Consider the following 22,454-nt stretch of genomic DNA (forward strand, 5'->3'; position numbering starts at 1 on the left):
GCGCGCACCGCCGCGCACCGCCGCGTGCGCCTCGCCCTCGCCTCGACCGCGCCGCGACCGCAGGGGGCCACCGCCGTACGTACGGCGGTGGCCCCCTGCGGTCGCGGTCGAGGGCGTTCAGAGCCCCGGCGTTCAGAGCCCCGGCGTTCAGAGCCCCAGCGACTTCGCGATGATCGTCTTCATGACCTCGCTGGTCCCGCCGTAGATCCGGAACACCCGGTTGTCGGTGTAGAGGCGGGCGATCGGGTACTCCAGGATGTAGCCGTAGCCGCCGTGCAGCTGGAGGCACTTGTCGATCACGACGGAGGCCGCCTCGGTGCAGAACAGCTTGCCCTCGGCCGCGTCCGCGACCGTCAGCTCGCCGTTCTGGTAGAGCTCGAGCGACTGGTCGACCATCGTCTGCATCGCGGTGACCTGCGACTTGCAGTCGGCCAGCACGAACTTGGTGTTCTGGAACTCCGCGACCGCCTGGCCGAAGACCTTGCGGTCCTTGACGTACTGCAGCGCGAAGTTGACCGCCGCGGCGGCGGCCGCGTAGGCGCCGACCGCGATCGCCAGGCGCTCCTGGACCAGGTTGTGGGTCAGGTAGCTGAACGCCTTGCCCTCCTCGCCGAGCAGGTCGGCGACCGGGACCTTGACGTCGGAGAAGGCCAGCTCGGCGGTGTCGGAGGTGCGCAGGCCGATCTTGTGCAGCTTGCGGCCGACCGAGTAGCCCTCGGACTTGGTGTCCACGCAGAGGATCGACAGGCCGGCCCGGCGGTTGGCCGGGTCGTACGCGCTGGTCCGGGCGACGACCAGCACCAGGTCGGCCAGCGCGCCGCCGGTGATGAAGGTCTTGGCGCCGTTGAGGACGTAGTGGGTGCCGTCCGCGGAGAGCTTGGCGGTGGTGGTGATGCCCGCGAGGTCGGAGCCGGCGCCCGGCTCGGTCATCGCGATCGCGGTCATGATGTCGCCCGAGACGAAGCCGGGCAGCCAGCGCCGCTTCTGCTCCTCGTTGGCGTACTCCAGGATGTAGGGCAGCACCAGGCCGGTGTGCACGCCCGAGGAGCCGAAGCTGACGCCCGCGCGGGCCACCTCCTCGGTGATCACCGCCTGGTACTTGAAGCCGGTCTCGCCCGCGCCGCCGAACTCCTCGGGCACCTCGATGCCGAAGATGCCCAGCTCGCCGAGCTTGTTGTAGAAGGCACGCGGCGGGTGGCCCTCGGCCTCCCAGCTCTCGTAGACCGGGACGACCTCCTTGGCGATGAAGTCCCGGATGGTGGCCCGGAACGCCTCGTGGTCCTCGTTGTACACAGTGCGGCGCACGGCGGCGCTCCCTTCGCGCGGGTCCTGCGGGGTGCTGATCGCTCGCCAAGTTAATCCCCAGTAGCTTTCCTGTCCAGAGCCCGCGCGCAGCCGACCGGCGTGCTCAGCCATGCTGCGGCAGTAGACCTGTGCGGGCTTTATGTGAATGATTGCTAGCCGGTGGCGGGCGGCGGCGGGTGTCGGCAGGAGGCGGGCGGATGGCAGCGGACGGGGTCGGGGGCGGTCCCGCGCGCCGACCGCGCGGGCGGCGGACGCAGATCCTGGCGGCGGCCGCCGAGCAGTTCCACCGGCGCGGCTACCACCAGGTGGCGATGGCCGAGGTGGCGGCGGCGGTCGGGATCACCGCCCCCGCGCTCTACCGGCACTACCGGGGCAAGCCCGAGCTGCTGCGCCAGGCGGTGCGCGGCGGGCTGGGCGAGCTGGCGGCGGCCGTGGCCGTGGCCGAGGCGGCGCGTGGCGGTGCCGGTCAGACTGGAGCTGCGCAGGTCGGAGCTGCGCGGGGCGGTGCCGGGCGGGGCGGGCCGGCGGTGCTTGCCGAGGCGCTCGCGGCGGTGGCCCTGGACGAGCGTGCGCTTGCCACCTTGTGGCAGCGCGATGCCCGGCTGCTGCCGCCGCCCAGCCGGGCGGAACTGCGTCGGGCGCTGCGCGCCAGCGTCCGCGCCGCGAGCCGGATCATAGCCGCCGATCGACCTGAACTGTCTTCCCAGCAGTGCGAGTTGCTGGTCTGGTCGGCACTTTCGGTGGCGGGCAGTCTGTCGTACCACACCTTCGCGCCGCCGCGCCGACGGTTCGAGCGGCTGATGGCCGAGCTGCTGTCCGAGGTCCTGCTTTCCGAGGTCCTGCGGGTCGAGGTGTCTGGCGATCCGTCAGTTCAGCTCCGGGGCGCGGAGACCGCTCCGTCCGGCGTGGCCGCGGCGCCCGGGCGGCGTGAGGAACTGCTCGCGGCGGCGGTGCGGCTCTTCGACGAACGAGGATTCGACAACGTCAGCACCGATCGGCTCGGGGCGGCGGTGGGGATCGCCGGGCCCAGCCTGTACAAGCACTTCCCGGCCAAGGGCGATCTGCTGGCCGCCGCGCTGGTCCGCTGCCGCGAGCGACTCTGGCACGAGGTGGCACCGGTGCTGCTGGCCGCGGGCGAGCCGGCCGCCGCGCTGGATCGGGGGCTGTGCGCCTACGTGGCCTTCGCCTGCCGCCACCACCACTACCTGGGAGCGATGGTGAGCGAGACCGAGCGGCTGGCCGAGCCGGACCGCAAGGCCGCGCTGGACTTCCGCCGGGACTTCCTGCGGCTCTGGGTGGAACTGCTGCGCCAGGTGCGGCCGGCGGACGACAAGGCCGAGGCCCGGATCCGGGTGCACGCGATGTTCGCCCTGGTCAACGACGGTGTGCGGAACGGCTCCCGGGCGCCGGGGGCGGAACTCGCGCCGCTGCTGCACCGGTTGGCGCACGCGGTGCTCGGGACGGCCGGAGGGACGGCCGGAGGGACGGCCGAGGGGACGGTCGAAGGGGCGGCCGAGGGGACGGCCGAAGGGGCGGGCCCGGCGCCGGGCCCGCCCCTTCGTCAGCGGTCTGCTCTTCCGGCCGTCGCCGGCTGAGCGCGACTCAGCCGGCGACCGGCAGGTAGTGCACCGAGTGCAGGAAGTTGAGGTTGCCCTGCTCGGCGGCCACCCCACCGGAGTTGCCGGCCACGCCGGTGGTGTTGTTCTGGTTGCTGCCGCCGGAGCCGGTGGCGGTCTGCTGGGCGGCGTTGCCGTTGCCGGTCACGCTGCCGACCACGTTGCCGGAGCCCCAGTTGCTGACCACGCTGCTGTTGGAGCCCTGGCTGGCGCCGGCGCCGTTGTCGGCCTGGGCGCTGCCGATGCCGAGCAGGAGGAAGGCGCCGAGCGCGGTGACGGCGGTGATGGCACGGGTACGGGACACGATGGTCTCCCTAGGAGTACTGGTAATGCTGCGAGTTGGCGCTCACGGGGTGGCCGCCCCGGGTGCGCCGGTTGCCTGACGTCGCTCGATCAGCATCGCCCGCTGCTCCGGCCGGAGGCCAGCGATCCGGTGGCAATTCGCTCGATGGGGTCATTAAGGGCCAGGTATCGCCCGAAACATGTTTAACCACCGCAGAGTTGGGCGAGCGTGGTCGATCCGACGGCCCGGAAACCGGTGGTCCCATGATTGTCGGACTGGCAGACTGGGGCACCATGTCTGAAGGTCAGGAGAACCTGCGCACCACCGAGGTCGATCTCGGCGGTCTGGTGAGCGTCCTCGCCACCCACCTCTACTCCACGCCGCTGGTCGCCCTGCGCGAGCTGGTCCAGAACGCGCACGACTCGCACACCCGCCGCCGCCTGGAGGATCCGCAGGCCGCGGCCGCGTACGAGCCGCTGATCCGGGTGCGCGCCGATGCCACCGCGCGCAGGCTGTCGATCGAGGACACCGGCGCGGGCCTGACCGAGCCCGAGATCCACGCCTACCTGGCCACCGTCGGTACCGGCTACACCCGGCTGCTGCGCGAGGTCACCGGCAACGAGGAGCTGATCGGCGCCTTCGGGCTCGGCTTCCTCTCCGCCTTCTCGGTGGCCGAGGAGGTCACCGTCACCACCACCTCGCACCGCGAGCCGGCCCTCGGCCACCGCTACCGCAGCCGGGGCGGCGAGCAGTACAGCGTCGAGCCGGTGCCGGCCAGGCCCGTCCCCGGCACAGTGGTGGAGCTGGCCCTCAAGCCCGAGCACGCGCACCTGGCCGACGAGGAGGCGCTGCGCGAAGTGCTCGGCCGCTACTGCGTGCTGCTCACCGTGCCGGTGCACGTCGGCGACGACGAGCAGCCGGTCAACGACATCGCGGTGCCCTGGCGCGAGCCGGTCCCGCAGGGCCACCAGCATGCGGCCCGGATGGAGTTCGCGGCCGCCTTCGGGCGCCGCTTCGAGCCGCTGACCGCCTTCCCGTTCCAGCCGGTCGACGGCTCGACCGACGCGATCGGGCTGCTCTGGGTGCAGGACGGCGGCAGCTACGGCAGCAGCGACAACCGCGACCTCGCCGTCTACCTGCGCGGCATGCTGCTCGCCGACGACGCCCGTGACCTGCTGCCCAGTTGGGCCGGGTTCATCGGCGGCGTGGTCGAGTCCAGTCGGCTGACACCCACCGCCAGCCGCGAGGACCTGCAACGCGACGAGAACTACCGCGCGCTGCAGCAGGCGCTGAGCGAGGCGATCGTCAACGGCCTCTACGAGACCGCCCGGCTGCACCCGGCCGCCTGGCGCCGGATCCTGGCCCGGCACGGCCAGGACCTGCTGGGCGCCGCGCTCTGCGACGACCGGCTCTTCACCCTGCTCGCCGACGACGTCCCGGTGCCCAGCTCGCAGGGCGACCTGACGGCCGGCGCGCTGCGGGCGGCCGGCGGGGGCGTGTTGCATGTCGCGCTGGGCACCGGCGGAGGCTTCGAGGAGATGCTCTACCGGGCCATGCGGGTGCCGATCGCGCGCGGCGACCGGTACGCGGTGCTGCCGTTCCTGCGCCGGTACGCGCTGCTGCGCGACTGCCGGATCGTCGAGCTGGGCAGCGAGGACGGCAACAAGGAGCTCTTCCGCGACCCCGAGCGGCCGCTGCCGGCCGAGGAGTTGGGCTGGCTGAGCGCGGCGCTGGCGGACCCGGGCGAGCAGCTGGTGCCGGCCCGCTTCGACCCGCCCGGGCTGCCGCTGGTGCTGGTGCCCGACCGGGAGGCCGAGCTGAAGGCACGGATCGAGGACGACCAGGCGGACGCCCGGATCCCCTCGGCCGCGCTGCGGCTGGCCCGCGCGTTCACCGCGCGGACGGACGGCGCGGTCCGTGCCCGGCTCTACCTGAACACCGCCTCGCCCGCCGTCCAGGACCTGCTGCGGGCCTACCGGGCCGGGCACACCGGCAGCGCCACGGCGGCCGGCCTGCTCCGCTCGCTCAAGGTGATCATGGCGGCGGCCGGCAGCGCCGGTCCGGGCGGCGGCGACCTGGGCGCCGCGCTGGCCGGGGTCGGCACGGCGGTGGCCGCGCTGACCGCGCCCGTCGCGCAGGGGCAGTCGACCGGAGAGTCGTCGGTGGCGGGGCTGTCAGCGGCGGGCCTGTCAGCGGGGCTGGACCGGCTGCTCGGTGGCGGCCCGCAGAACGAGCAGGGCGGGCAGGGCGAGCAGAACGGGCAGGGCGAGCAGGGCGAGCAGGGAGAGAGCGAACGATGAGTACCGACGTGTGGGGCTGGGTCCACGACACCCACGGCCGGCTGGTCGAGTCCGGCCAGCACCGCCTCGCCACGGCGCTGGTGGAGATCGCCGGCCACGCCGTCGACGGGCGGAACGAGCAGCTCGACGCGATGTACCCGGAGGCGCTCGCCTCGGCGCGGGCGCTGGGGCTGCCCTGGGTGGAGGTCTTCCTGCGGCACTGGCGGCTGCAGAACCTGCTGAACAAGCGGCACCAGGGCGAGCGGGCGATGACCGAGGCGGTCTCGCTGCTGGAGTTCGCGCACCGCGAGGAGACCGCCGGCTGCCCGCAGTCGGTCTGCGCCGTGCAGGACTTCACCATCTGCCACGCCAACATCGACGGTCCCGGCTACGTGCCCGAGCGGCTCGCCGTGCTGGAGGAGGCGCTGGAGCGGGTCGAGCCGGCCCGCGCCTGCTTCGACTGCCTCTCCCGCGAGTACGCCGACACCCTGGAGGACGACGGCCGGGCCGACGCCGCCCTGGCCCATCTGGACCGGGCGAAGCTGCGGATCGAGGCGGCCGGCGAGAGCGTCTCGCTCTCCTTCGGTCAGGCCCGTGCCGCCGCGCTCTTCAAGCTCGGCCGGTACGAGGACGCGCTGGCCGCGCTGGCCGCGGCCGAGCAGGCCTACACCGCCGCCCGGCACACCCTGGACGATGACGACCGGCGCAAGCTCGGCGTGATCCGGGCCCGCGCGCTGGCCGCGCTGGGCCGCTACGACGAGGCCCTGGCGCAGCTGCCGGCGGTGGAGCAGGCCGAGGGCTTCGCCGACATCCGGCACCGCTGGACGGACGCCGTGGAGCGCCTGGTGGCCGCCGAGCGGTACCCGAACGACTGGCGGCTCGGGGTCCGGCTGGCCCACTGGGTCTCCTACCTGGACACGGCCGGCTCGCACCGGCCGTGTCTTGACCTGGCACTGACGGCCGCGCGGCTGGCCGTGCGGCGCGGGGCCCGGGAGGTCGCGCTGGCGCTGGTGGCCACCGGGGAGCGCAAGCTGGTCCTGCTGCGGCGCACCGAGGGCGTGGCCGCCGAGCTCGCCGAGCTGCGGGCGGCGGCCGAGGCGCTGGTGGTGGCCGAGCCGCCGGCGGAGCACGAGCAGGTCGACGGCGGGCAGGTCGACGGCGAGGAGGCCGACGGCGAGGAGGCCGATCGCGAGCAGCGTGATCCGGAGCCGGAGCTCGATCTGCTGGCGGCCCGCTGGCGCGCCGTCGCGGCCGGCGAGTCGTCGGGCGCGCCGTCCGGTGAGCCGTCGGCCGCCACCGGCGAGGCCGTGTCCGACGCCACCGAGCTGCTGTTGCGGCTGGCCGCCGGGCTGGCGAACCTCGGCCACGAGCGCGCCTCCGCCGAGCTGCTCTGGGCCCGGCTGGAGCAGGACCCGGGCCACCAGGAGCTGGTCGGCATGCTCGCCTCGGTGCTGATCGAGGCCAGGGACGGCGATGGCCTGCGCCGGCTGGCCGACCGCCTCGACGCCGCGAGCCCGGCCGACGCGCACTGGATCCGGGCGCGCTGGGCGGTGGCCGAGAGCCGCTGGGCCCAGGCGGTGGAGAGCTGCGAGGCACTGCTCGCGCTGGAGCCGGACCGGATCAACCCGCGCCGGCTGGCCGCCGCCGCGGCCACCGAGCTGGGTGACCACGGCCTGGCCCAGCGGCTCTACCAGGACCTGCTGGCGCACGCCCTGCCGCTCCAGGGCGCCGCGCCCGAGGACCTGCACCGCACTGTCCGTTCCGGCGACCTCTGGCACCTGGCCACCGCCGCCACCGCGAACCGCGACTGGGCCGTGGTCCGGGAGGCCGGCGCCCGGCTGGGCATCGAGTTCGACGAGCCGGAGGGGCCGGTCGACGAGGAGTGGCAGGTGGTCACGGTGCGGGCCAGGCTCAGCAACGGGGCGCCCACCGACCTGCCCGCGGTGCGGACCGGACCGGCCACCGCGCGCATCCTGCCGGTGCTCGGCGAGGACATCGCGCTCAACCACCGGGACGTGGTGGTCTTCGCCCCCGCCCTGCTGGAGCCGTTCCCGGCCGAGGACGCCGACCAGGAGCAGCGCGACCGCTGGCGGCCGACCTTCGAGCTGCTCACCCTGCTCGACCCCGCCGGCTACACCACCTACTTCGTGGACGGCGCCTGGCCGGGCACCGAGGCCTGGACGGCGCTGCGCGGCGCGCTGGGGGAGGCGGGCTACGGGATCTGGGCGTACAGCGGTGAGCAGTACGTGATCACCGATCCGGCCGACGAGCGGGCCGGGCTGCCGGGCGTCTACGCCGCGCTCGGGGTGCCGCCGACCGCCGCGGCCGCCGAGGCGGACGCGCTGCTGACCGGGCTCACGGCCGGCTGGGCCCACCCGCTCAGCTGGCTCGACCTGGCCAAGGCGGCCGGGGCCGATCCGGCGCGCCACCAGGAGATCGTCGAGCGCTACGGGCTCTGAGCGCTGCGGGCTCTGAGCGCTGCGGGGTCCGAGCACCGCGGGGTCCGAGCGTCACGGGCCCCTGGGCGCGGCGTGCTCCGGACCAGCCGATCGTCGTATCGTCTGCACTTCGGAACCTTCCCGACAAGCCTGGACGACTTGTACATATGCGTCCCGACTCTGCATCGGGCAAGGTGGAGGCGAAGATCACGGGCGGTGGCACGGCCACCCCGGGGCGGTGAGGAGCGGCAGTGCCGAAGCGGGGCCGACCGGGCGGCGGCAGGAGTGCGCGCGGCGGGCAGGGTGCGGAGCGGGGCAGCGGCGGGCGGGCGCGGTCCGCTCCCGGCGCGGTGCCCCCGCCGCCGGCCCCCGCCGAGGCGCCGCCGACCGAGGGGTTGCTCGGCAACGCGGCCCCGCCGGCCGACCAGGTCCAGTTGATCCCGTTGGCACCGTTGCCGCTGGAGACCGAGGGGCTGCTCGGGCCGGCCACCGAGACCGGGCCGAGCGCGCCGGAGACGGGTGAGACGGGTGAGACGGGTGAGACGGCTGAGGCGGATGGAGCGGCCGAGGCGGATGAGACGGTCGAGACGGCCGCGCCGACCGATCCTGGTTCTGACGCCGCGTCGGCCGTGCCCACCGCGTCGGCCGTGCCCGCCGAGTTCGCCGCCTTCGTCGAGGTCGGCGGCGGGTCCGAGGACACGTTGCCGCCCGAGGTCTGGCGCGCCGTCGGCTACAACCCCGCCAGCGGCGCCATCCCGCTGCTGAACCCGGGAGCGCCGGGCGGCGCGCCCTGGCCGGACCGGATGCGCACCCTGCTGCGCATCCCGATGTCCGAGCGCCCCGCCTACGAGCGCACCGCGCGCGAGGCCAGGTCCGAGGCCACCGCCCGCAACGTGCCGCGGATCCTCGACCTGTCGCTGCGGATCGGTGAGCTGCTGCTGGCCAGCGGCGAGAGCGCGGAGGACGTCGAGGCCGCGATGCTCGGCGTCACCCACGCCTTCGCGCTGGACCGCTGCGAACCGCAGGTCACCTTCACGCTGATCTCCATCTCCTACCAGCCGTCGCTGGTCGAGGCCCCGGTCACCGCCGCCCGGGTGGTGCGCCGCCGCACCTCCGACTACACGCGGCTGGCCGCCGTCTACCGGCTGGTCGCCGACATCACCGCCGAGAAGATCACCGTCAACGACGCCTACCGCCGACTGGCCCTGATCCGCCGCAACCGGCACCCGTACCCGGCCTGGCTGCTCTCGGTCACCGCCGGACTGCTGGCCGGCGCGGCGACCTTCCTGGTCGGCGGCCGGGTGGACGCCAAGGCCTGGCTGGTCTTCGTCAACGCCGTGGTGGCCGCGATCATCGGTGACCGGCTGGCCTCGCTGGTGGCCGGGCGCGGCCTGCCGGAGTTCTACCAGTTCGTGCTGGCCGCGATGCCGGCCGCGCTCTGCGGGATCATCCTGTCGCTCAGCAGCGCCGGGCTGCGCGGCTCGGTGGTGATCACCGGCGGGCTCTTCGCGCTGCTGCCCGGGCGCGCGCTGGTCGCCGCCGTGCAGGACGGTCTGACCGGCTTCTACATTACCGCCGCCGCCCGGCTGCTCGAAGTGGTCTACCTGGTGGCGGGCATCGTGATCGGCGTGATGCTGGTCCTCTACGCCGGGGTGAGCTACGACGCGCAGCTGCGTCCCGCCGAGTCGCTCAGCGGCATCTACAACCCGCCGGTCCAGCTGGTCGCGGCGATGCTGCTCACCCTCTTCTTCGCGATGCTGCTGCAGACCGGCCGGCGCACGCTGGCACTGGTCACCTTCAACAGCGGCATCGGCTGGGCCGTCTACGGGGTGCTGGCCTACAACGCGCGGATCTCGCCGATCATCGCCACCGGGATAGCCGCAGGGCTGGTCGGCCTCTTCGGCCAGCTGATGGCCCGTTACCGCTACGCCTCGGCGCTGCCGTACGTCACCGCGGCGCTCGGCCCGCTGATGCCCGGCTCCGCGCTCTACCTCGGGATGCTCTCCTTCGCCCAGGGCCACCCCTCCGCGGGGCTGGTCTTCGTCAGCCGGGCGGCCGCGATCGCGATGGCGCTGGCGATCGGGGTGAACCTGGGCGGCGAGGTGGCGCGGCTCTTCATGAAGGTGCCGGGGATCGGCACGCTCGCGGGGGGCGAGGGACGCCTGGTGCCGTACCTGACCGGACCGCGGCGCGCGGCGAAACGTACCCGAGGCTTCTGATGAACCGTTAGACGCAGCGAAGCGCGCACGCCGCGCCGCCGGGAGTCGCGCGGGAGTTCCGCCGGCAGTTCCGGCGAAGCACTGACGAAGCACTGACGAAACACCGACGAAGCACTGCCACAGCACTGACGAAGCACCGACGAAGTACCGAGGACGTACCGCCCATGCAGATCGCCGGCCTGGTGGAGGGATACCGCGAGCACATCGTCGCCGCCCACAAGCAACCGCTCTTCCTGCTGCTGGTCGGCTTCATCAGCTCGTTCGTCCTGATCCGCGTCAGCGTCCGGATGATCCGGGCCCAGGTCCGCTGGTGGCCGGGCAACATCACCCCCGGCGGGCTGCACATCCACCACATGGTCTTCGGGGTGGGCTGCCTGCTGGTGGCCGGGATCGGCGTGATCGCCACCAACGGCGGACACCCCTGGATCGACTGGTTCGGGCTGCTCTTCGGGATCGGCTGCGGCCTGGTGCTGGACGAGTTCGCGCTGATCCTGCACCTGGAGGACGTCTACTGGAGCGAGCAGGGCCGCAAATCGGTGGACGCGGTGATCCTCGGCATCCTGCTCACCGCGCTGCTGCTGACCGGGTACGTGCCGCTCGGGGTGGTGCCGACGCCGGGCGGTGGCGCGGGCTCGGGGCGGTGGGGGCTGGTCGCGGTGATCTCGGTCAACGCGCTGATGTCCGTGGTCGCGCTGTTCAAGGGCAAGGTGTGGACCGGACTGCTCGGCATCATGGTGCCCGGCCTCTCCTGGATCGGTGCGATCCGGCTGGCCCGCCCGTCCAGCCCCTGGGCCCGCTGGCGGTACGCCGGGCGCCCGCGCCGCCTGGCCAGGGCGCTGCGCCGCGAGCGCCGGCTGCACACCAGGGCCGACCGGGCCCGCACCTGGGTCTTCGACCTGATCGCCGGCGCCCCCGACAAAGTGCCCGCGCACCACACGGCCACCCACCGGATGGCGGAGGCGATGGCCGCCCGGGCCGCCGCGCACCTGGACGCCGCCCGCTCGGCCCGCGGCGAGCAGGCGCCCGAGCGCGGCGCCGACCAGCGCCGCCGCACCGTGCAGGCCGGTCGGGCCCGCTCCTACCGCCCCCGGGGCCCGCGGCGGCGCAGCTCCTGAAGGGGCGGGCGGTGGCAGGGCAGGGCAGGGCAGAGCAGAGCAGGGCAGGGCAGCCGCCGGGGCCGGTGGCGGGGCACCGGGGCCGGTCCGACATCAGGTGCCCCACGATCACCCGCATGAGGCACGGGTCCTGGCGCTGAGCGCCGTCCCGTTTTGAGAGCATGCCGTCCAGTGACCGATTAGTCACGTGATGGGATATTTTGTTGATCGTTGGACGGTGAGGACTCGTGCTCCCACGCAGACTGCTGACCGCCGTACTGCTCACCCTGACCGCGCTCGCCACGCTGCTGGCCGTGCCCGCGTCCAGCCTGGCCGACGACCCGCCCTACCCCTCGGCCGGCGCCGTCTCCGGTGCCCGGGCCGAGGCGGACCGGCAGGCGGCGGCCGTCGCGGCGATCGAGGCCCGGCTGACCGGTGCGCGGGCCGAGCTGGAGCAGGCCGGGCTGGTCGCCGAACAGGCCGTGGAGGCCTACGACGGGGCCCAGGTCAAGCTGGCCAGGGCCCGCGCCGCCGTCGCCGATGCCGGCACCCGGGCGGTGGCCGCCGAAGCCGCCCGGGCCGCGGCCGCCGAGGACGCGGCGGGGCTGGCCGCCGCCACCTACCGGCTGGGCGGCAGCCCCGAGCTGACCGCGATCAACGACCTGCTGAACGCGCACGGTCCGCGCGAGGCCGGTGAGCGGGCCGCCGCCGTGGGCGCCGCCGGGCGCAGCACCCGGGAGATCCTGGACGCGGCCACCGCCACCGCCAAGGCCGCCGCCGACGCCGCGCGGGCCGCGAGCAGCGCGACCGACCAGGCTCAGCGCGCCGCGGCGGCCGTGGACCAGGCCAGGCAGCAGGCACAGTCCCGGCTCGCGTCCCAGCAGGCGCGGGTCGCCGAGCTGGGGCGGCGCCGCGAGCGCCTGCTCGCCCAGCTGGCCGCCGCCCGCAGCACCACCGTGGAGCTCGAACGCGCGCGGCAGGAGGCGCTGGAGGCGATCGCCGCCCAGCAGGCCGAGGCGGCCGCCAAGGCGGCGGCGCAGGCAGCGGCGGCCCAGGCCGCAGCCCAGGCCGCTGCCCGGCAGCAGGCGGCGCAGCAGGCCGCGGCTGCCGAGGCGGCGGCGTCGCAGCAGGCCGCTCCGGCAGCGCCGAGCGGTCCCGCCGCGCCACCACCGCCCGCCGCACCGTGGTCCGAGGCGGGCGCGCGGGCGGCGCTCGACTTCGCCCGCGGCAAGCTCGGCCTGCCCTACGTCTGGGGCGGCGAGGGACCGGACGGCTACGACTGCTCGGGCCTGACCATGCTCGCCTGGCGGCAGGGCGGCCGGCAGCTGACCCATTTCGCCGCCGACCAGTACGCCGAGTCCACCCCCGTGACCTACGACCAGCTGCGCCCGGGTGACCTGGTCTTCTGGACCCACACCGGCCGCGCCGCCGACATCTACCACGTGGCCATCTACCTGGGTGACGACCAGATGATCGAGGCCCCGCGCACCGGCGTGCCGATCAAGCAGGCAAGCCTCTGGATCATGGGCACCCCCGACTTCTACGCCCGCCCCTGAGCGGCCGGGGCCGGCTTGTAGGGGCGGCCCCAGCCACTCAAGGGCCCCGTCAGCTTTCGCGAGGGCTCTGCCAGGACGCGCGCTGGCGCAGGGAGATCCGGTTGCCGTCCGGATCCGTCGCCTCGATCCGGATCCCGAAGCCGTAGTCCTCCGGTTCGGGCTTGTCGAACGGCACACCGCGGTCGCGGAAGACCTTGAAGTCCGCCCGCAGGTCGTCCGATTCGAGGAGGACCGGACCGGGCGTCGCGCCCTGCTGCGGGCCGGCCGGCTGCCCCGAGGCGGCGGTGTTCGACCAGAGGATGATGTCGAGCGCACTGCCGGGGACGCCGACGGTGAGGAAGCGTCCGTCGGGGCCCGGGTGGTCCACGCGCTTCTCCAGGCCGAGTTGTTCCGTGTAGAACCTGAGCGCGCGGTCCTGATCGGTGACGTAGAGCGTCACGTACATGATGTTCGTCAGCATCGTGCTGTCCTCTCCAACTGCCGGTCCGGCGACCTCTGGTGGTTCGCCACCGCAATGACGGACCCCGGCGGGAGAATGTGACCGATGGCGGGAACCCACTTCGGGGCGGTGGCCGGAGCGCGCCGAGGAGTGGGGTGCCGAGCTGCCAGGGGCACGCCTTGTAACCGAGGGCACGTTCTGTGACCATGGGGCCCGGTGGAAGGGGGGCCCTCATGGCCCAGGGGCAGAGTGGTGCGGCGGTCCGGGACGGTGCCGCCGTCGAGTGCGAGTCGCCCGCCGCGGCGGCGGCCTGCTCGGTGATGGAGGCGCTCGGGCGGGTGAGCGGGAAGTGGAGCATCGGAATTCTGCTGGTCACCACCCAGGGGCCCGCCCGGTTCACCGAGTTGGAGCGGCAGGTGAAGGGGATCAGTCGCCGGATGCTGACGCTGACCCTGCGAAACCTGGAGCGGGACGGCCTGCTGACCCGCACCGTCTACCCGACCGTGCCGCCGAAGGTGGAGTACCTCGCCACGCCGATGGCCTGTGAGCTCTACGACTCGCTGCTGTCGCTGACCGGTTGGGCGGAGCGGCACCTGCACGAGATCGACCGGGCCCGTGCCGTCTACGACCAGGCGGCCGCGGCCGGATAGCCGGTCATGGGCGACGGCCGCGGGGCCCGGGGGCGAACGGCCGGCTCAGCCCACCTCCGCCCGCGGCGCGACGTCCGGCAGCGGGTCGGCGCGGCGGGCCAGGTCGAGCAGTGCGTGCAGCGGGCGCTCGGCCAGGCCCAGCCGCGGGTGCCACTGGGCCACGATGCTGACCGGCCGGGCGGGTTCGGAGAGGCGCAGCTCGACCAGCTCGCCGGCTGCCAGCTCCCGGGCGACCGACAGCTGCGGCAGCAGGGCCAGGCCGCGGCCGTGCCCGGCCAGCCGCAGCAGGGCCGAGAGCGAGCCGGTGACCATCGAGAGCTGGGCGTCCAGCAGCAGGTCGCGCCCGAAGCGGTCGACCAGCATCTGTGAGGTGCAGTTCGGCTCGGCGACCAGGAACTCGTAGGCGAGCAACTGATCCGGCGTCACCGACTCCAGGCCGGCCAGGGGGTGCCGGGGCGAGGCCGCGAGTACGGTGCGGTCGTGCCCGACCACGGTGGAGGGGTCGAGGGTGCGCTCGTTGTCGTCGTACCGGAAGACCACGTCCAACTCGCCGGCGTGGAAGGCGCGGTCCACCTGGGCGCGGCTGCCGGCGACCAGCTCCACATCGGCGCTCGACCCGGCGCCGCCGGCTCCGTACTCCAGCGCCGCGAGCACTTCCGGCAACCAGGCGTGCGCCAGCGACTCCTGGCTGCCGATCCGCAGCCGGGGCCGCTCGCCGAGGGTGGCCCGGCGCAGCCGCTGCTCCAGCTCCAGGGCCTCGCGGGCGAACGGCAGCAGGCGCTGCCCGGCCTCGGTGAGCGTCGCGCCCCGGCCCGCGCGCAGCAGGACGCCGGTGCCCAGGTCCGCCTCCAGGCGCTTGAGTTGGGCGCTCACGCTGGACTGGGCGTAGCCCAACCGCTGGGCGGCGGCGGAGATCCCGCCGTGGTCGGCGACGGCGACGAAGGCGCGCAGGTAGCGGGAGTCCACCCGGCCAGCATGCCACGGCCCATCGGAGTCTCCGATGGGGTGATCGGGTTTGCGGCGTCGCTCGGCGACCGGGCGGCGGGACAGGCTGCTGCCATGACCCGCACCGAGACTGGCACCGAGACCTGCACCGAGACTGGCACCGAGACTGGCACCCAGCCCGGCACCGGCACCTGGGCGCCACCGACCGACGCCGTCCCACCGGACCGCGCCCGTGCCCGCTCCCGCCTGGCGTTCGCCGGGATCGCCATCGGCAACCTGCTCGTGCTGCTCGACACCTCGATCCTCAACGTCGCCGTGCCGGACGTCCAACGGTCACTGCACGCCTCGGCCGCCACGTTGCCCTGGGCGGTCGACGCCTACACCGTGGTCTTCGCCGGACTGCTGCTGGCAGCGGGCGTGTTCGCCGACCGCTGGGGCGCGCGCCGCGTCTACACCGCCGCGCTCGGCGCCTTCGCCCTGCTCTCCGCGCTCTGCGCGGCCGCACCCGCCGTCGGCGCCCTGATCGCGGGCCGGGCGCTGCTCGGCGCCGCCGGCGCGGGACTGGTGCCCGCCTCGCTGGGGCTGCTGATCGCGCTGCACCCCGACCCGGCCCGCCGCACCCGGGCGATCGGCGCCTGGGCGGCGGTGGGCGGGATCGGCGCCGCGATCGGGCCGGTGCTCGGCGGCGGGCTGGTCGAACTCGGCGGCTGGCGGCTGGTGTTCCTGGTCAACCCGCCGATCGCGCTGGCCGCGCTGCTGCTCGCGCGCCGGCTGCCCAGCTCGCCGGTCAGGACCGTCCGGGCGCTGGACAGTTCTGGCCTGCTGCTCTCCTCCGGCGGGCTCGGCGCGCTCACCTTCGGCCTGGTCGAGGCGGGCAGCGCGGGCTGGAGCGCGCCGGCCGCGCTCCTCCCGATGGCCGCCGCGGTGGCGGCCTTCGCGGCGCTGGCGCTGGTGGAGCGCCGGGTGGCCGCGCCGCTGCTGCCGCCCGCGCTGCTCGCGCTGCCCCGGGTGCGGGCCGCGCTGGTGGCCGCCGCGGTCTCCTGCTTCGCCTTCTTCGGCGGGATGTACCTGATCGACGTCTGGCTGCAGCACCAGGACGGGCTCTCCCCGCTGCGCGCCGGCCTGGCCGCGCTGCCGCTGACCCTCCCGATCTGCGTGATGCCCTTCCTCACCGGGCGGCTGGTGGCCCGGCACGGGGCCCGGCCGGTGCTGCTGACCGCCATGGCCCTGACCGTGCTGGCAGGCGCGCTGCTGCTCTGCTGCGGCGGCGACCAGGTGTCGATGCCGGTGCTGGTGGCGGCCGAACTCGCGCTCGCCACGGCCGGCACCCTCGCCATCCCCGGGGCCGCCGCCGAGATGGCCGTGGCCGCGCCCGTGGAGCTGGCCGCCACCGGGCAGGGCGCGCTGAACGGGATCCGGCAGGGCGGCTCGGCGCTGGGTGTCGCGGTGCTCGGCACGGCGGGCGGCCTGGCGGGCGCGGGCGCGGTGCTGGTCGTGACCGGGGTGCTGGCGTGCGGGCTGGTCGCGGCGGCGCGGGTGCGTCGCTCGGGCTGACCGCGGATACGGCGGGCGGCTCCCGGCCGAGCAGCGGGAAAATCGGATGCCGGGGTGCTGTCGCCCGTCCTACGGTGGTCGGATGAGCACCGACGAAGCCGCCGAGAGCGCCACCAAGACCACCGACGAGATCGAGATCCGGGCGCTCGGCGAGGACGAGGTGGGCGTCTGGGGCGCCGCGGTCAACACCGGCTTCCTGCTGACCGGCCAGCCCGACGGCGCGGAGTACCGCCGGCTGCGGCACTACCCGGGCCGGATGGTCGGCGCCTTCGACGGCGGTCGCTGCGTCGGCACCTTCCGCAGCATGCCCTTCGAACTGACGCTGCCCGGTGGCGCCCTGCTCCCGGTCTCGGCGATCACCGGCGTGACGGTCACCCAGACCCACAAGCGGCGCGGCCTGCTCAGCCGGATGATGGCCCGCGACCTCGCCGCCTCCCGCGACCGGGGCGAGGCCGTGGCGATCCTGATCGCCGCCGAGTACGCCATCTACGGGCGGTTCGGCTTCGGCCCCGCGACCGAGCACCACGGCTGGCTGGTCGACCTGCGCCGCTCCGGCGGCATCCGCACCGACCTGCCGGCCTCCTTCGCCGCGGTGGGTGGCCGGCTCGACCTGGTGGACATGACCGAGCTGGCCAAGATCGGACCCGAGCTGCACGAGCGCTGGCGCCGTGGCCGACCGGGCGCGATCTCGCGGGACGAGGCGTACTGGGGGGCGGCAACCGGTCAGCTCAAGCCGCCGGGGCACTCCTGGAAGGAGCCGTTCGCGGTGGTCCACCGGGACGCCGCCGGTGTCGTCACCGGCCTCGCGACCTACCAGGTCGAGGACCACTGGGACGGCAGCTACCCCGACTGCACCCTGAAGGTCAGGGACCTGCTCGCGCTGGACCGGGCGACCGAGGTCAGCCTGTGGCGCTACCTCTGCTCGGTCGACTGGGTCAGCAAGGTGCAGGCGCCCAACGTCGGGCCCGACAGCCCGCTGCCGCTGCTGCTGGTCGACCCGCGCGGCACCAAGCCGTACGAGGAGAACACCGACTTCACCTGGCTGCGGGTGCTGGACCTGCCCGCCGCCTTCGCGGCCCGCCGCTACGCCGGCGCCGGCCGGGTGGTCCTGGAGGTGACCGACCCCGCCGGGTACGTCGCCGGCCGCTGGGCCCTGACGGCGGACGCCGAGGGAGCGGGGCAGGCCGTCGAGACCGCCGACGAGCCCGACCTCGCGCTCGACGCCCGCGCCCTCGGCACGCTCTACCTCGGCGCCGAGTCGGCGAGCCGGCTCGCGGCGGGCGGGCTGGTGGAGGAGCTGCGGCCGGGTGCGGCGTTCGCGCTGGACCGGCTGCTGAGCACGCCGCTCAAGGCGTGGAACCCGGACAGCTTCTGACGGAACGTAGGGCTTGACGCGTGCGAACCCCCTGGCCGACCGGCAAGGGGGTTCGCACGCGTCGGGCTGCCTGCGGCGGCTCAGCCCGTGGTGGCGGGCAGGGGGTGGGCCTGGAGGGCGGTGTAGTACTCCTGGGGGGTGGCGGCGCCGGAGGCCATGGAGAAGAAGAGGTCGGCGAGTTCCGGGTGGTCGGCCAGGCGGCGCAGGTGGGCGAGGCCGGTGTCGTCGAGGTTCAGCTCGGCGGCGGCCAGGGTGACCTGGTAGCCGCCCTGCGCGGCGCCTCGCAGGGCGGTGGCGTACTCGGTCAGTGCCTGGTCCGGCTCGGGGGCCGAGGCGAGGGTGTCGGCGAGCAGCTGGGCCTGCAGGAAGGCGTCGGTGATGCCCCAGGCAGTGATCGAGTCCTTGTGCACGGCGGCGTCGCCCACCAGGGCCCAACCCGGGCCCGCGGCCTGCCGGATGAAGTTCCGCTGGTCGCCCGTGCCGTACAGCCGCTCGGTCAACTCGGCATGGAGCAGGCGCTCGTAGAGCTCGCCGTCGTGCTCGCGGATGGTCTCCAGGTAGACCTCCAGCGGCCGCTGCCGGGCCCGGGCGAACTCCTCCTGGCGCAGGTAGCAGGCCACGATGGTGGCGTCGTTGGTACCGGTCGAGCCGACCAGCACACCGTCGGCCCGGGTCATCGACAGCACGTTGTCCGGCGGCAGGTCCCAGAACGCGTAGTACGCGCAGCTCCTGGGCGCGGCGCCGGCCAGCACCTCGGCCCGGACCTGGCGCGCCACCTGCGAGCGCATCCCGTCCGCGCCGACCACCAGGGCGGCCCGCTCGCTCACCCAGCCGCCGCCGGCGGTGCGGCAGCGCACGCCGCTCACCCGCCCGTCGGTGAAGAGCAGTTCGCCGACCGTGGTGGCGTCGCGGAACTCCGCGCCGGCCGCCACCGCGGCCTCGACCAGCAGCTGGTCCAGCAGGTGGCGCCGCGGCGCGTAGGCGACCCGCTGGCCGCGCAGCGGGCGGCTCGACCCGGTCACGGTGATCCCGGCGGCCCGGTAGGACGTGCGCTCCAGCGGCGGGCAGCCGGTGGCGCGCAGCTGGTCCAGCAGGCCCCAGTCGGCGAGCAGGGCGACGCCCGGCAGCTGGATGTACAGGGTGGACAGGGTGTCCTTCGGGAACGCCGCCCTCTCCAGCAGCAGCACCCGGTGCCCCTGCCGCGCCAGCAGCATGGCGGTGGTGGCGCCGGCGCAGCGGGCGCCGACCACGATCGCGTCATAGCCGCTCATCGGCCACCTCCCGATCGTGGGCCCACTCGTCCAGATCGCGCAGCACCGCGCCGAGCGGCGGGCAGAGCCAGCTGTCCAGCTTCTTGGTGGTCCAACTCAGGCCCGGAACAGGCGGGATGACCTTGACGCCGGGACGCGCTTCGAGCGCCGCCACGTGGCCGGACATCGCCGCGGACTGCCAGCCGCCGGGCGGCAGCGAGGGGGCCACGCCGACCGGGGCGCCGGTGCAGTGCAGCGCCAGCAGGCTGGGGGAGTCCGCCAGGCCCAGCGCCAGCCGGGCCGTGTAGTGCATGGTCGCGGGCCAGACCACGGCCAGCTCGGCCCAGCGCGACCACTCCACGTGCCGCGCGCCCGAGGTGTCGGCGCCGGGCTCCCAGGCGTCGTCCAGCACGGGACGCCCGGAGATCATGTGCAGCGCCTCCTTGCTGACGAACTGCCCGGCCGACCGGGTCAGCACCACCTGGACCTCCAGCGAGGGCTGCTGGTGGCGGACCCAGGTCAGGTGGGTCGGCAGGTGGGCGACCATGATCGAGCCGGTCGCCACCAGCAGCACCCGGTTGCTGCGCAGCGAGAGCCGCTGGGGCTGCGGCGTCGCGCGCTCGGCCTGTTGCTCGGCTTGTTGCTCGGGCTGCTGTTCGGGCTGCCGTTCGTTGTGCCGCTCGCTCACGAACCGGACCCCGCCGACTCCGCCACCACCAGGCTGCCCAGGTGCCCGACGCCGCTGCCGGGCCGGCGCACCAGGCCGGCCCGGGGGTCGAAGGCCGCCCGGTACCCGGCCGCGTCCAGCGCCGCCCGCGCCGTCTCCGCGCCCCAGCCGACCCGCACCAGCAGGGCCCCGAGGTCGGCTCCGGCCGCGGCCGCGTCGCCGAACCAGAGCAGCGCGACGGGTATCCCGGCCGCACGTAGCCCCTCCAGCCCCTCCAGTCGCGCGGCCGGACCGGGCAGCGGCGCGGCCTGTCCCGGTACGTAGAGCCCGGGCTCCATGCCCTTGGCCCGCTGCACGCCGATCAGCACCTCCAGGTGCGGTCCGAACTGCTCGTTCAGCCACCGCCCGCACTGGTCCAGCGCAGCCCGCGGACTCTGCCGGGAGACCTCGCCCGGTCCGGTGAGGGCCACCGGCCCCGGCTCCGCCGCCCCGAGCGGCGGGGGCCCGAGCCGCAGCGCCGCGTAGTAGAGATCCGCCTCAGTGGCCAGTGGCATGCTCGACCTCCCGGTACACACCGACCACGACGGCCGGCACTTCCTGATCCGTCCTCAGCTCCAGCAGCTCCCGCAGCGCGGGGTCGCACCGGGTGGTGACCTGGAGCCGGTAGCCCCCGGCCGCCCGCTGCAGCTGGGCGAGCGCCACCCCGGCCTGCAGCTGGGCGAGCCGGTGGCTCTGCGCGCCGTGGTCGGCGTAGCGCCGCACCGGCGCGGCGACCAGCACAAGGACCGCCGCCGGCTCCCCGGGCAGGCCCAGCGGCACCGGGTCGGCGCTCGCCCGGGTGGCCACCAACTGCCCGGAGTCCGGGTCGTAGAGGTGCACCGGGTGGGCCAGCTCCGGGACGCCCAGCAGGTAGACGTCCACCTCGTCGGTGGCCGCCGGTTCGGTCAGCAGCGGCCGCAGGTCCTGCGGCAGGCGGTCCAGCGGCAGCTTCGGTGAGGCCTCGTACTGGGACCGGACCCGGGAGACGGGCTTGCCCGTGCCGCTCGGCCGCTCGGCCCAGGGCGACCAGGCGGCGGCCCGCTCGTAGCGCGCGGCCACCAGGGCGTCCGCCTCGGGCGCCTGCGGGAGGCACCGCTCGCAGCCCGGCTCCGGGCCGAGCACCAGCACCTCCTCGCGCAGCTCGGCCAGCGTGGTGCGGACCACCCGGCTCACCGTGACCGGCGGCGTGATCATGCTGAGCAGCGCCAGCACCTCTCCGCAGACCAGCCCGGCGGCCAGCTCCACGGCGTCCGCGGGCAGCGCCTCGCCGGCCGCTGCCCCGCCGCTCGCCGCTCCGTCCGTCGCCGCTCCGCCGGCCAGTGACCAGCAGCGCGGGCAGCTGGTCCAGCGCGGGTGGAAGAACGGTCCGAGCTCCAGCCGCTCGCCGTTCCCGGCGAACCGGAGCACCGGCGTGCCCCGCTGCCACAGCTCGGCCGCCGCCGCGGCGAACCCGGCGGGCTCCCGCTCGCACACCACCACCAGCTGCTGCGGATCGTCCGGGACGGCGCTCGCCCGCACCGCGCCGGTGACGCCGCTCTCCCGCAGGCAGCAGAGCACCGCCTCGGCGAGCGGACCGGCCCCCAGCACGGTGACCTCGGCGTTCGCCAGCACCGCCGCGATGGTGCGCACCTCGTCATGGCGCTTGTTCAGCGAGAGGCCGCGGGACAGGTAGGCGTCCGCGGCCGGATCCAGCGCCGGGCCCACCTGGTCCGGTCGGACCCACTCGACCAGGCCGCCCTGGTCCAGCAGCCGCAGCGCCCGGCCGATCTCCGGCCCGCGCATCCCGGTGGCCGCGGCGAGGGCGGCGATGTCGTGCTCGCCGTCCAGCAGCGCGAACAGCCGCGGCAGCAGCCCGGTGGCCGCCGCGCCGGTGAAGACCTGGCGCTTGGCCACCCCCTCGACCAGCAGGGCGTCCGGGCGCCGGACCACCGCGAGGCCGCGGGCCAGCCGGGGACGGCGCTCGGCACCGGGACGCGGCCCGGCGGCCGCCGCCGCGCTCATCGCGCGCTCCCGGTGCGGGCCAGGGCCGGTGTCCGCAGTGACCGCGCCACCCTCGCCACGGCTCCGTCGACGCCCAGCCGGTCCTGTTGCCCGCACCGTGGGCAGCCGTGGCAGCCCACGGTCCGGTGTGCGGAGATCCGACTGCCGACCGTGTTGGCGGACAGCACCAGTCCGGGCTCGCGCAGCCGCAGCGCCTGCTGCGCCAGACCGACCGCCAGCCGGACGTGGTGCGGCAGATGGCCGCTCACCCCGAGCTCCGGATCGGCCGCGTACGCCTCGGTCAGCGCCTGGACGGTGTCGGAGTGCTGCCGGTGCTGCGCCCGGCGGTCCAGGTAGCAGCGGTGGCACGGGCCGTCCGGCGGCGCCAGCCACGGGCCGACGACCACCCAGGGGTGTTCGAACACCACCGGCAGCCAGGGCCGGCCGGCCGCGAAGGCGGCCTCGTCGACGCGCTCGCAGAGCTCCTCCAGCGGCCGCCAGAGCGCCACCACCAGGACCTCGGGCGCGCCGGGCAGCGGCCCCGCCGCCGTGGGCTCCTCGGCCGTGAGCTCCTCGGCCGTGAGCTCCTCGGCGGTGAGCTTCTCGGCGGTGAGCTCCGCGGCCGTGAGCTCCTCGACGGTCACTGGCGCGGCGCCGAGGTGGCGGACGAAGCGGTCGCGCACCGCCTCGCCGAAGTCCCCGACGCCGGCCACGCCGACGCCGTCCAGCTGGATGGCTAGGGCCATGGGTTCTGCTCCTCCTCTG

At 74.9% G+C, this 22,454-nt stretch carries 18 protein-coding genes; 9 read left to right on the forward strand and 9 right to left on the reverse strand.

The window, feature by feature from the left end; all coding sequences use genetic code 11:
* Window positions 1-147: 147 nt before the first annotated feature.
* Window positions 148-1,305 (reverse strand): acyl-CoA dehydrogenase family protein, encoded by a 1,158-nt coding sequence (locus OG455_RS22155; RefSeq protein ID WP_266300907.1) that lies wholly within the window; start codon window positions 1,303-1,305, stop codon window positions 148-150.
* A gap of 197 nt (window positions 1,306-1,502) precedes the next feature.
* Here OG455_RS22155 and OG455_RS22160 point away from each other — a divergent pair, with 197 nt between their 5' ends.
* Window positions 1,503-2,900: a TetR/AcrR family transcriptional regulator gene (locus OG455_RS22160; RefSeq protein WP_266296295.1), complete on the forward strand. Its 1,398-nt coding sequence runs from the start codon at window positions 1,503-1,505 to the stop codon at window positions 2,898-2,900.
* 7 nt (window positions 2,901-2,907) lie between these two features.
* Here OG455_RS22160 and OG455_RS22165 read toward each other — a convergent pair whose 3' ends face one another.
* Complete coding sequence (locus OG455_RS22165) at window positions 2,908-3,225, reverse strand: hypothetical protein (RefSeq protein WP_266296296.1); 318 nt, start codon at window positions 3,223-3,225, stop codon at window positions 2,908-2,910.
* Between the two features lie 272 nt (window positions 3,226-3,497).
* Between OG455_RS22165 and OG455_RS22170 the strand changes: the two genes are divergently transcribed.
* The 5 genes from OG455_RS22170 to OG455_RS22190 all read left to right on the forward strand — a co-directional run bounded on the left by OG455_RS22170 (window position 3,498) and on the right by OG455_RS22190 (window position 12,790).
* On the forward strand, window positions 3,498-5,504 hold the full coding sequence (locus tag OG455_RS22170) for an ATP-binding protein (RefSeq protein WP_266296297.1): 2,007 nt from the start codon (window positions 3,498-3,500) through the stop codon (window positions 5,502-5,504).
* Window positions 5,501-7,942, forward strand: coding sequence for a hypothetical protein (locus OG455_RS22175; protein WP_266296298.1), 2,442 nt, complete (start codon window positions 5,501-5,503; stop codon window positions 7,940-7,942). Before OG455_RS22170 ends, OG455_RS22175 begins: the two co-directional genes overlap by 4 nt.
* Window positions 7,943-8,172: 230 nt before the next feature.
* The gene (locus tag OG455_RS22180) at window positions 8,173-10,140 is read left to right on the forward strand and encodes a threonine/serine exporter ThrE family protein (protein ID WP_266296300.1); all 1,968 of its coding nucleotides are present in this window, start codon (window positions 8,173-8,175) and stop codon (window positions 10,138-10,140) included.
* Between the two features lie 164 nt (window positions 10,141-10,304).
* Window positions 10,305-11,255, forward strand: coding sequence for a hypothetical protein (locus tag OG455_RS22185; protein WP_266296302.1), 951 nt, complete (start codon window positions 10,305-10,307; stop codon window positions 11,253-11,255).
* Between the two features lie 227 nt (window positions 11,256-11,482).
* A complete protein-coding gene (locus OG455_RS22190) occupies window positions 11,483-12,790 on the forward strand; it encodes a C40 family peptidase (RefSeq protein ID WP_266296304.1) in 1,308 nt (435 codons plus the stop codon).
* Between the two features lie 49 nt (window positions 12,791-12,839).
* Here the strand turns inward: OG455_RS22190 and OG455_RS22195 are convergent, their stop codons facing one another.
* Window positions 12,840-13,250: a VOC family protein gene (locus OG455_RS22195; RefSeq protein ID WP_266296306.1), complete on the reverse strand. Its 411-nt coding sequence runs from the start codon at window positions 13,248-13,250 to the stop codon at window positions 12,840-12,842.
* Between the two features lie 299 nt (window positions 13,251-13,549).
* Between OG455_RS22195 and OG455_RS22200 the strand changes: the two genes are divergently transcribed.
* On the forward strand, window positions 13,550-13,879 hold the full coding sequence (locus OG455_RS22200; RefSeq protein WP_266300908.1) for a helix-turn-helix domain-containing protein: 330 nt from the start codon (window positions 13,550-13,552) through the stop codon (window positions 13,877-13,879).
* Window positions 13,880-13,924: 45 nt separating this feature from the next.
* On the opposite strand, the gene OG455_RS22205 is transcribed toward OG455_RS22200, so the two are convergent.
* Window positions 13,925-14,845, reverse strand: a complete 921-nt coding sequence (locus OG455_RS22205) for a LysR family transcriptional regulator (protein ID WP_266296308.1) — start codon at window positions 14,843-14,845, stop codon at window positions 13,925-13,927.
* 93 nt (window positions 14,846-14,938) lie between these two features.
* On the opposite strand from OG455_RS22205, the gene OG455_RS22210 reads away from it, so the two are divergent.
* Window positions 14,939-16,378, forward strand: a complete 1,440-nt coding sequence (locus OG455_RS22210; RefSeq protein WP_266296310.1) for an MFS transporter — start codon at window positions 14,939-14,941, stop codon at window positions 16,376-16,378.
* 82 nt (window positions 16,379-16,460) lie between these two features.
* Complete coding sequence (locus OG455_RS22215) at window positions 16,461-17,753, forward strand: GNAT family N-acetyltransferase (protein ID WP_266296312.1); 1,293 nt, start codon at window positions 16,461-16,463, stop codon at window positions 17,751-17,753.
* Between the two features lie 80 nt (window positions 17,754-17,833).
* Here OG455_RS22215 and OG455_RS22220 read toward each other — a convergent pair whose 3' ends face one another.
* The 5 genes from OG455_RS22220 to OG455_RS22240 are packed head-to-tail and all read right to left on the reverse strand — an operon-like array spanning window position 17,834 to window position 22,435.
* Entirely contained in the window at window positions 17,834-19,024 is a 1,191-nt protein-coding gene (locus OG455_RS22220) for an NAD(P)/FAD-dependent oxidoreductase (RefSeq protein WP_266296314.1), read from the reverse strand.
* Window positions 19,011-19,691 (reverse strand): flavoprotein, encoded by a 681-nt coding sequence (locus OG455_RS22225; protein ID WP_266296316.1) that lies wholly within the window; start codon window positions 19,689-19,691, stop codon window positions 19,011-19,013. Before OG455_RS22225 ends, OG455_RS22220 begins: the two co-directional genes overlap by 14 nt.
* On the reverse strand, window positions 19,688-20,224 hold the full coding sequence (locus OG455_RS22230) for a hypothetical protein (protein ID WP_266296318.1): 537 nt from the start codon (window positions 20,222-20,224) through the stop codon (window positions 19,688-19,690). Before OG455_RS22230 ends, OG455_RS22225 begins: the two co-directional genes overlap by 4 nt.
* Window positions 20,208-21,710, reverse strand: coding sequence for a hypothetical protein (locus OG455_RS22235; RefSeq protein WP_266296320.1), 1,503 nt, complete (start codon window positions 21,708-21,710; stop codon window positions 20,208-20,210). The genes OG455_RS22230 and OG455_RS22235 overlap by 17 nt, the downstream gene beginning before the upstream one ends.
* A complete protein-coding gene (locus tag OG455_RS22240; RefSeq protein ID WP_266296322.1) occupies window positions 21,707-22,435 on the reverse strand; it encodes a TOMM precursor leader peptide-binding protein in 729 nt (242 codons plus the stop codon). Before OG455_RS22240 ends, OG455_RS22235 begins: the two co-directional genes overlap by 4 nt.
* Window positions 22,436-22,454 lie beyond the last annotated feature (19 nt).

The sequence above is a fragment of the Kitasatospora sp. NBC_01287 genome (assembly GCF_026340565.1).
In the GTDB taxonomy this organism is placed as follows: domain Bacteria; phylum Actinomycetota; class Actinomycetes; order Streptomycetales; family Streptomycetaceae; genus Kitasatospora.

Bases quoted from the DNA above. Each gene is read 5' to 3' on its own strand.
- OG455_RS22235 (WP_266296320.1), bottom strand. From the start codon at position 21,710: ATGAGCGCGGCGGCGGCCGCCGGGCCGCGTCCCGGTGCCGAGCGCCGT.
- OG455_RS22220 (WP_266296314.1), bottom strand. From the start codon at position 19,024: ATGAGCGGCTATGACGCGATCGTGGTCGGCGCCCGCTGCGCCGGCGCC.
- OG455_RS22240 (WP_266296322.1), bottom strand. From the start codon at position 22,435: ATGGCCCTAGCCATCCAGCTGGACGGCGTCGGCGTGGCCGGCGTCGGG.
- OG455_RS22195 (WP_266296306.1), bottom strand. From the start codon at position 13,250: ATGCTGACGAACATCATGTACGTGACGCTCTACGTCACCGATCAGGAC.
- OG455_RS22185 (WP_266296302.1), top strand. From the start codon at position 10,305: ATGCAGATCGCCGGCCTGGTGGAGGGATACCGCGAGCACATCGTCGCC.
- OG455_RS22230 (WP_266296318.1), bottom strand. From the start codon at position 20,224: ATGCCACTGGCCACTGAGGCGGATCTCTACTACGCGGCGCTGCGGCTC.
- OG455_RS22160 (WP_266296295.1), top strand. From the start codon at position 1,503: ATGGCAGCGGACGGGGTCGGGGGCGGTCCCGCGCGCCGACCGCGCGGG.
- OG455_RS22215 (WP_266296312.1), top strand. From the start codon at position 16,461: ATGAGCACCGACGAAGCCGCCGAGAGCGCCACCAAGACCACCGACGAG.
- OG455_RS22200 (WP_266300908.1), top strand. From the start codon at position 13,550: ATGGAGGCGCTCGGGCGGGTGAGCGGGAAGTGGAGCATCGGAATTCTG.
- OG455_RS22175 (WP_266296298.1), top strand. From the start codon at position 5,501: ATGAGTACCGACGTGTGGGGCTGGGTCCACGACACCCACGGCCGGCTG.
- OG455_RS22210 (WP_266296310.1), top strand. From the start codon at position 14,939: ATGACCCGCACCGAGACTGGCACCGAGACCTGCACCGAGACTGGCACC.
- OG455_RS22170 (WP_266296297.1), top strand. From the start codon at position 3,498: ATGTCTGAAGGTCAGGAGAACCTGCGCACCACCGAGGTCGATCTCGGC.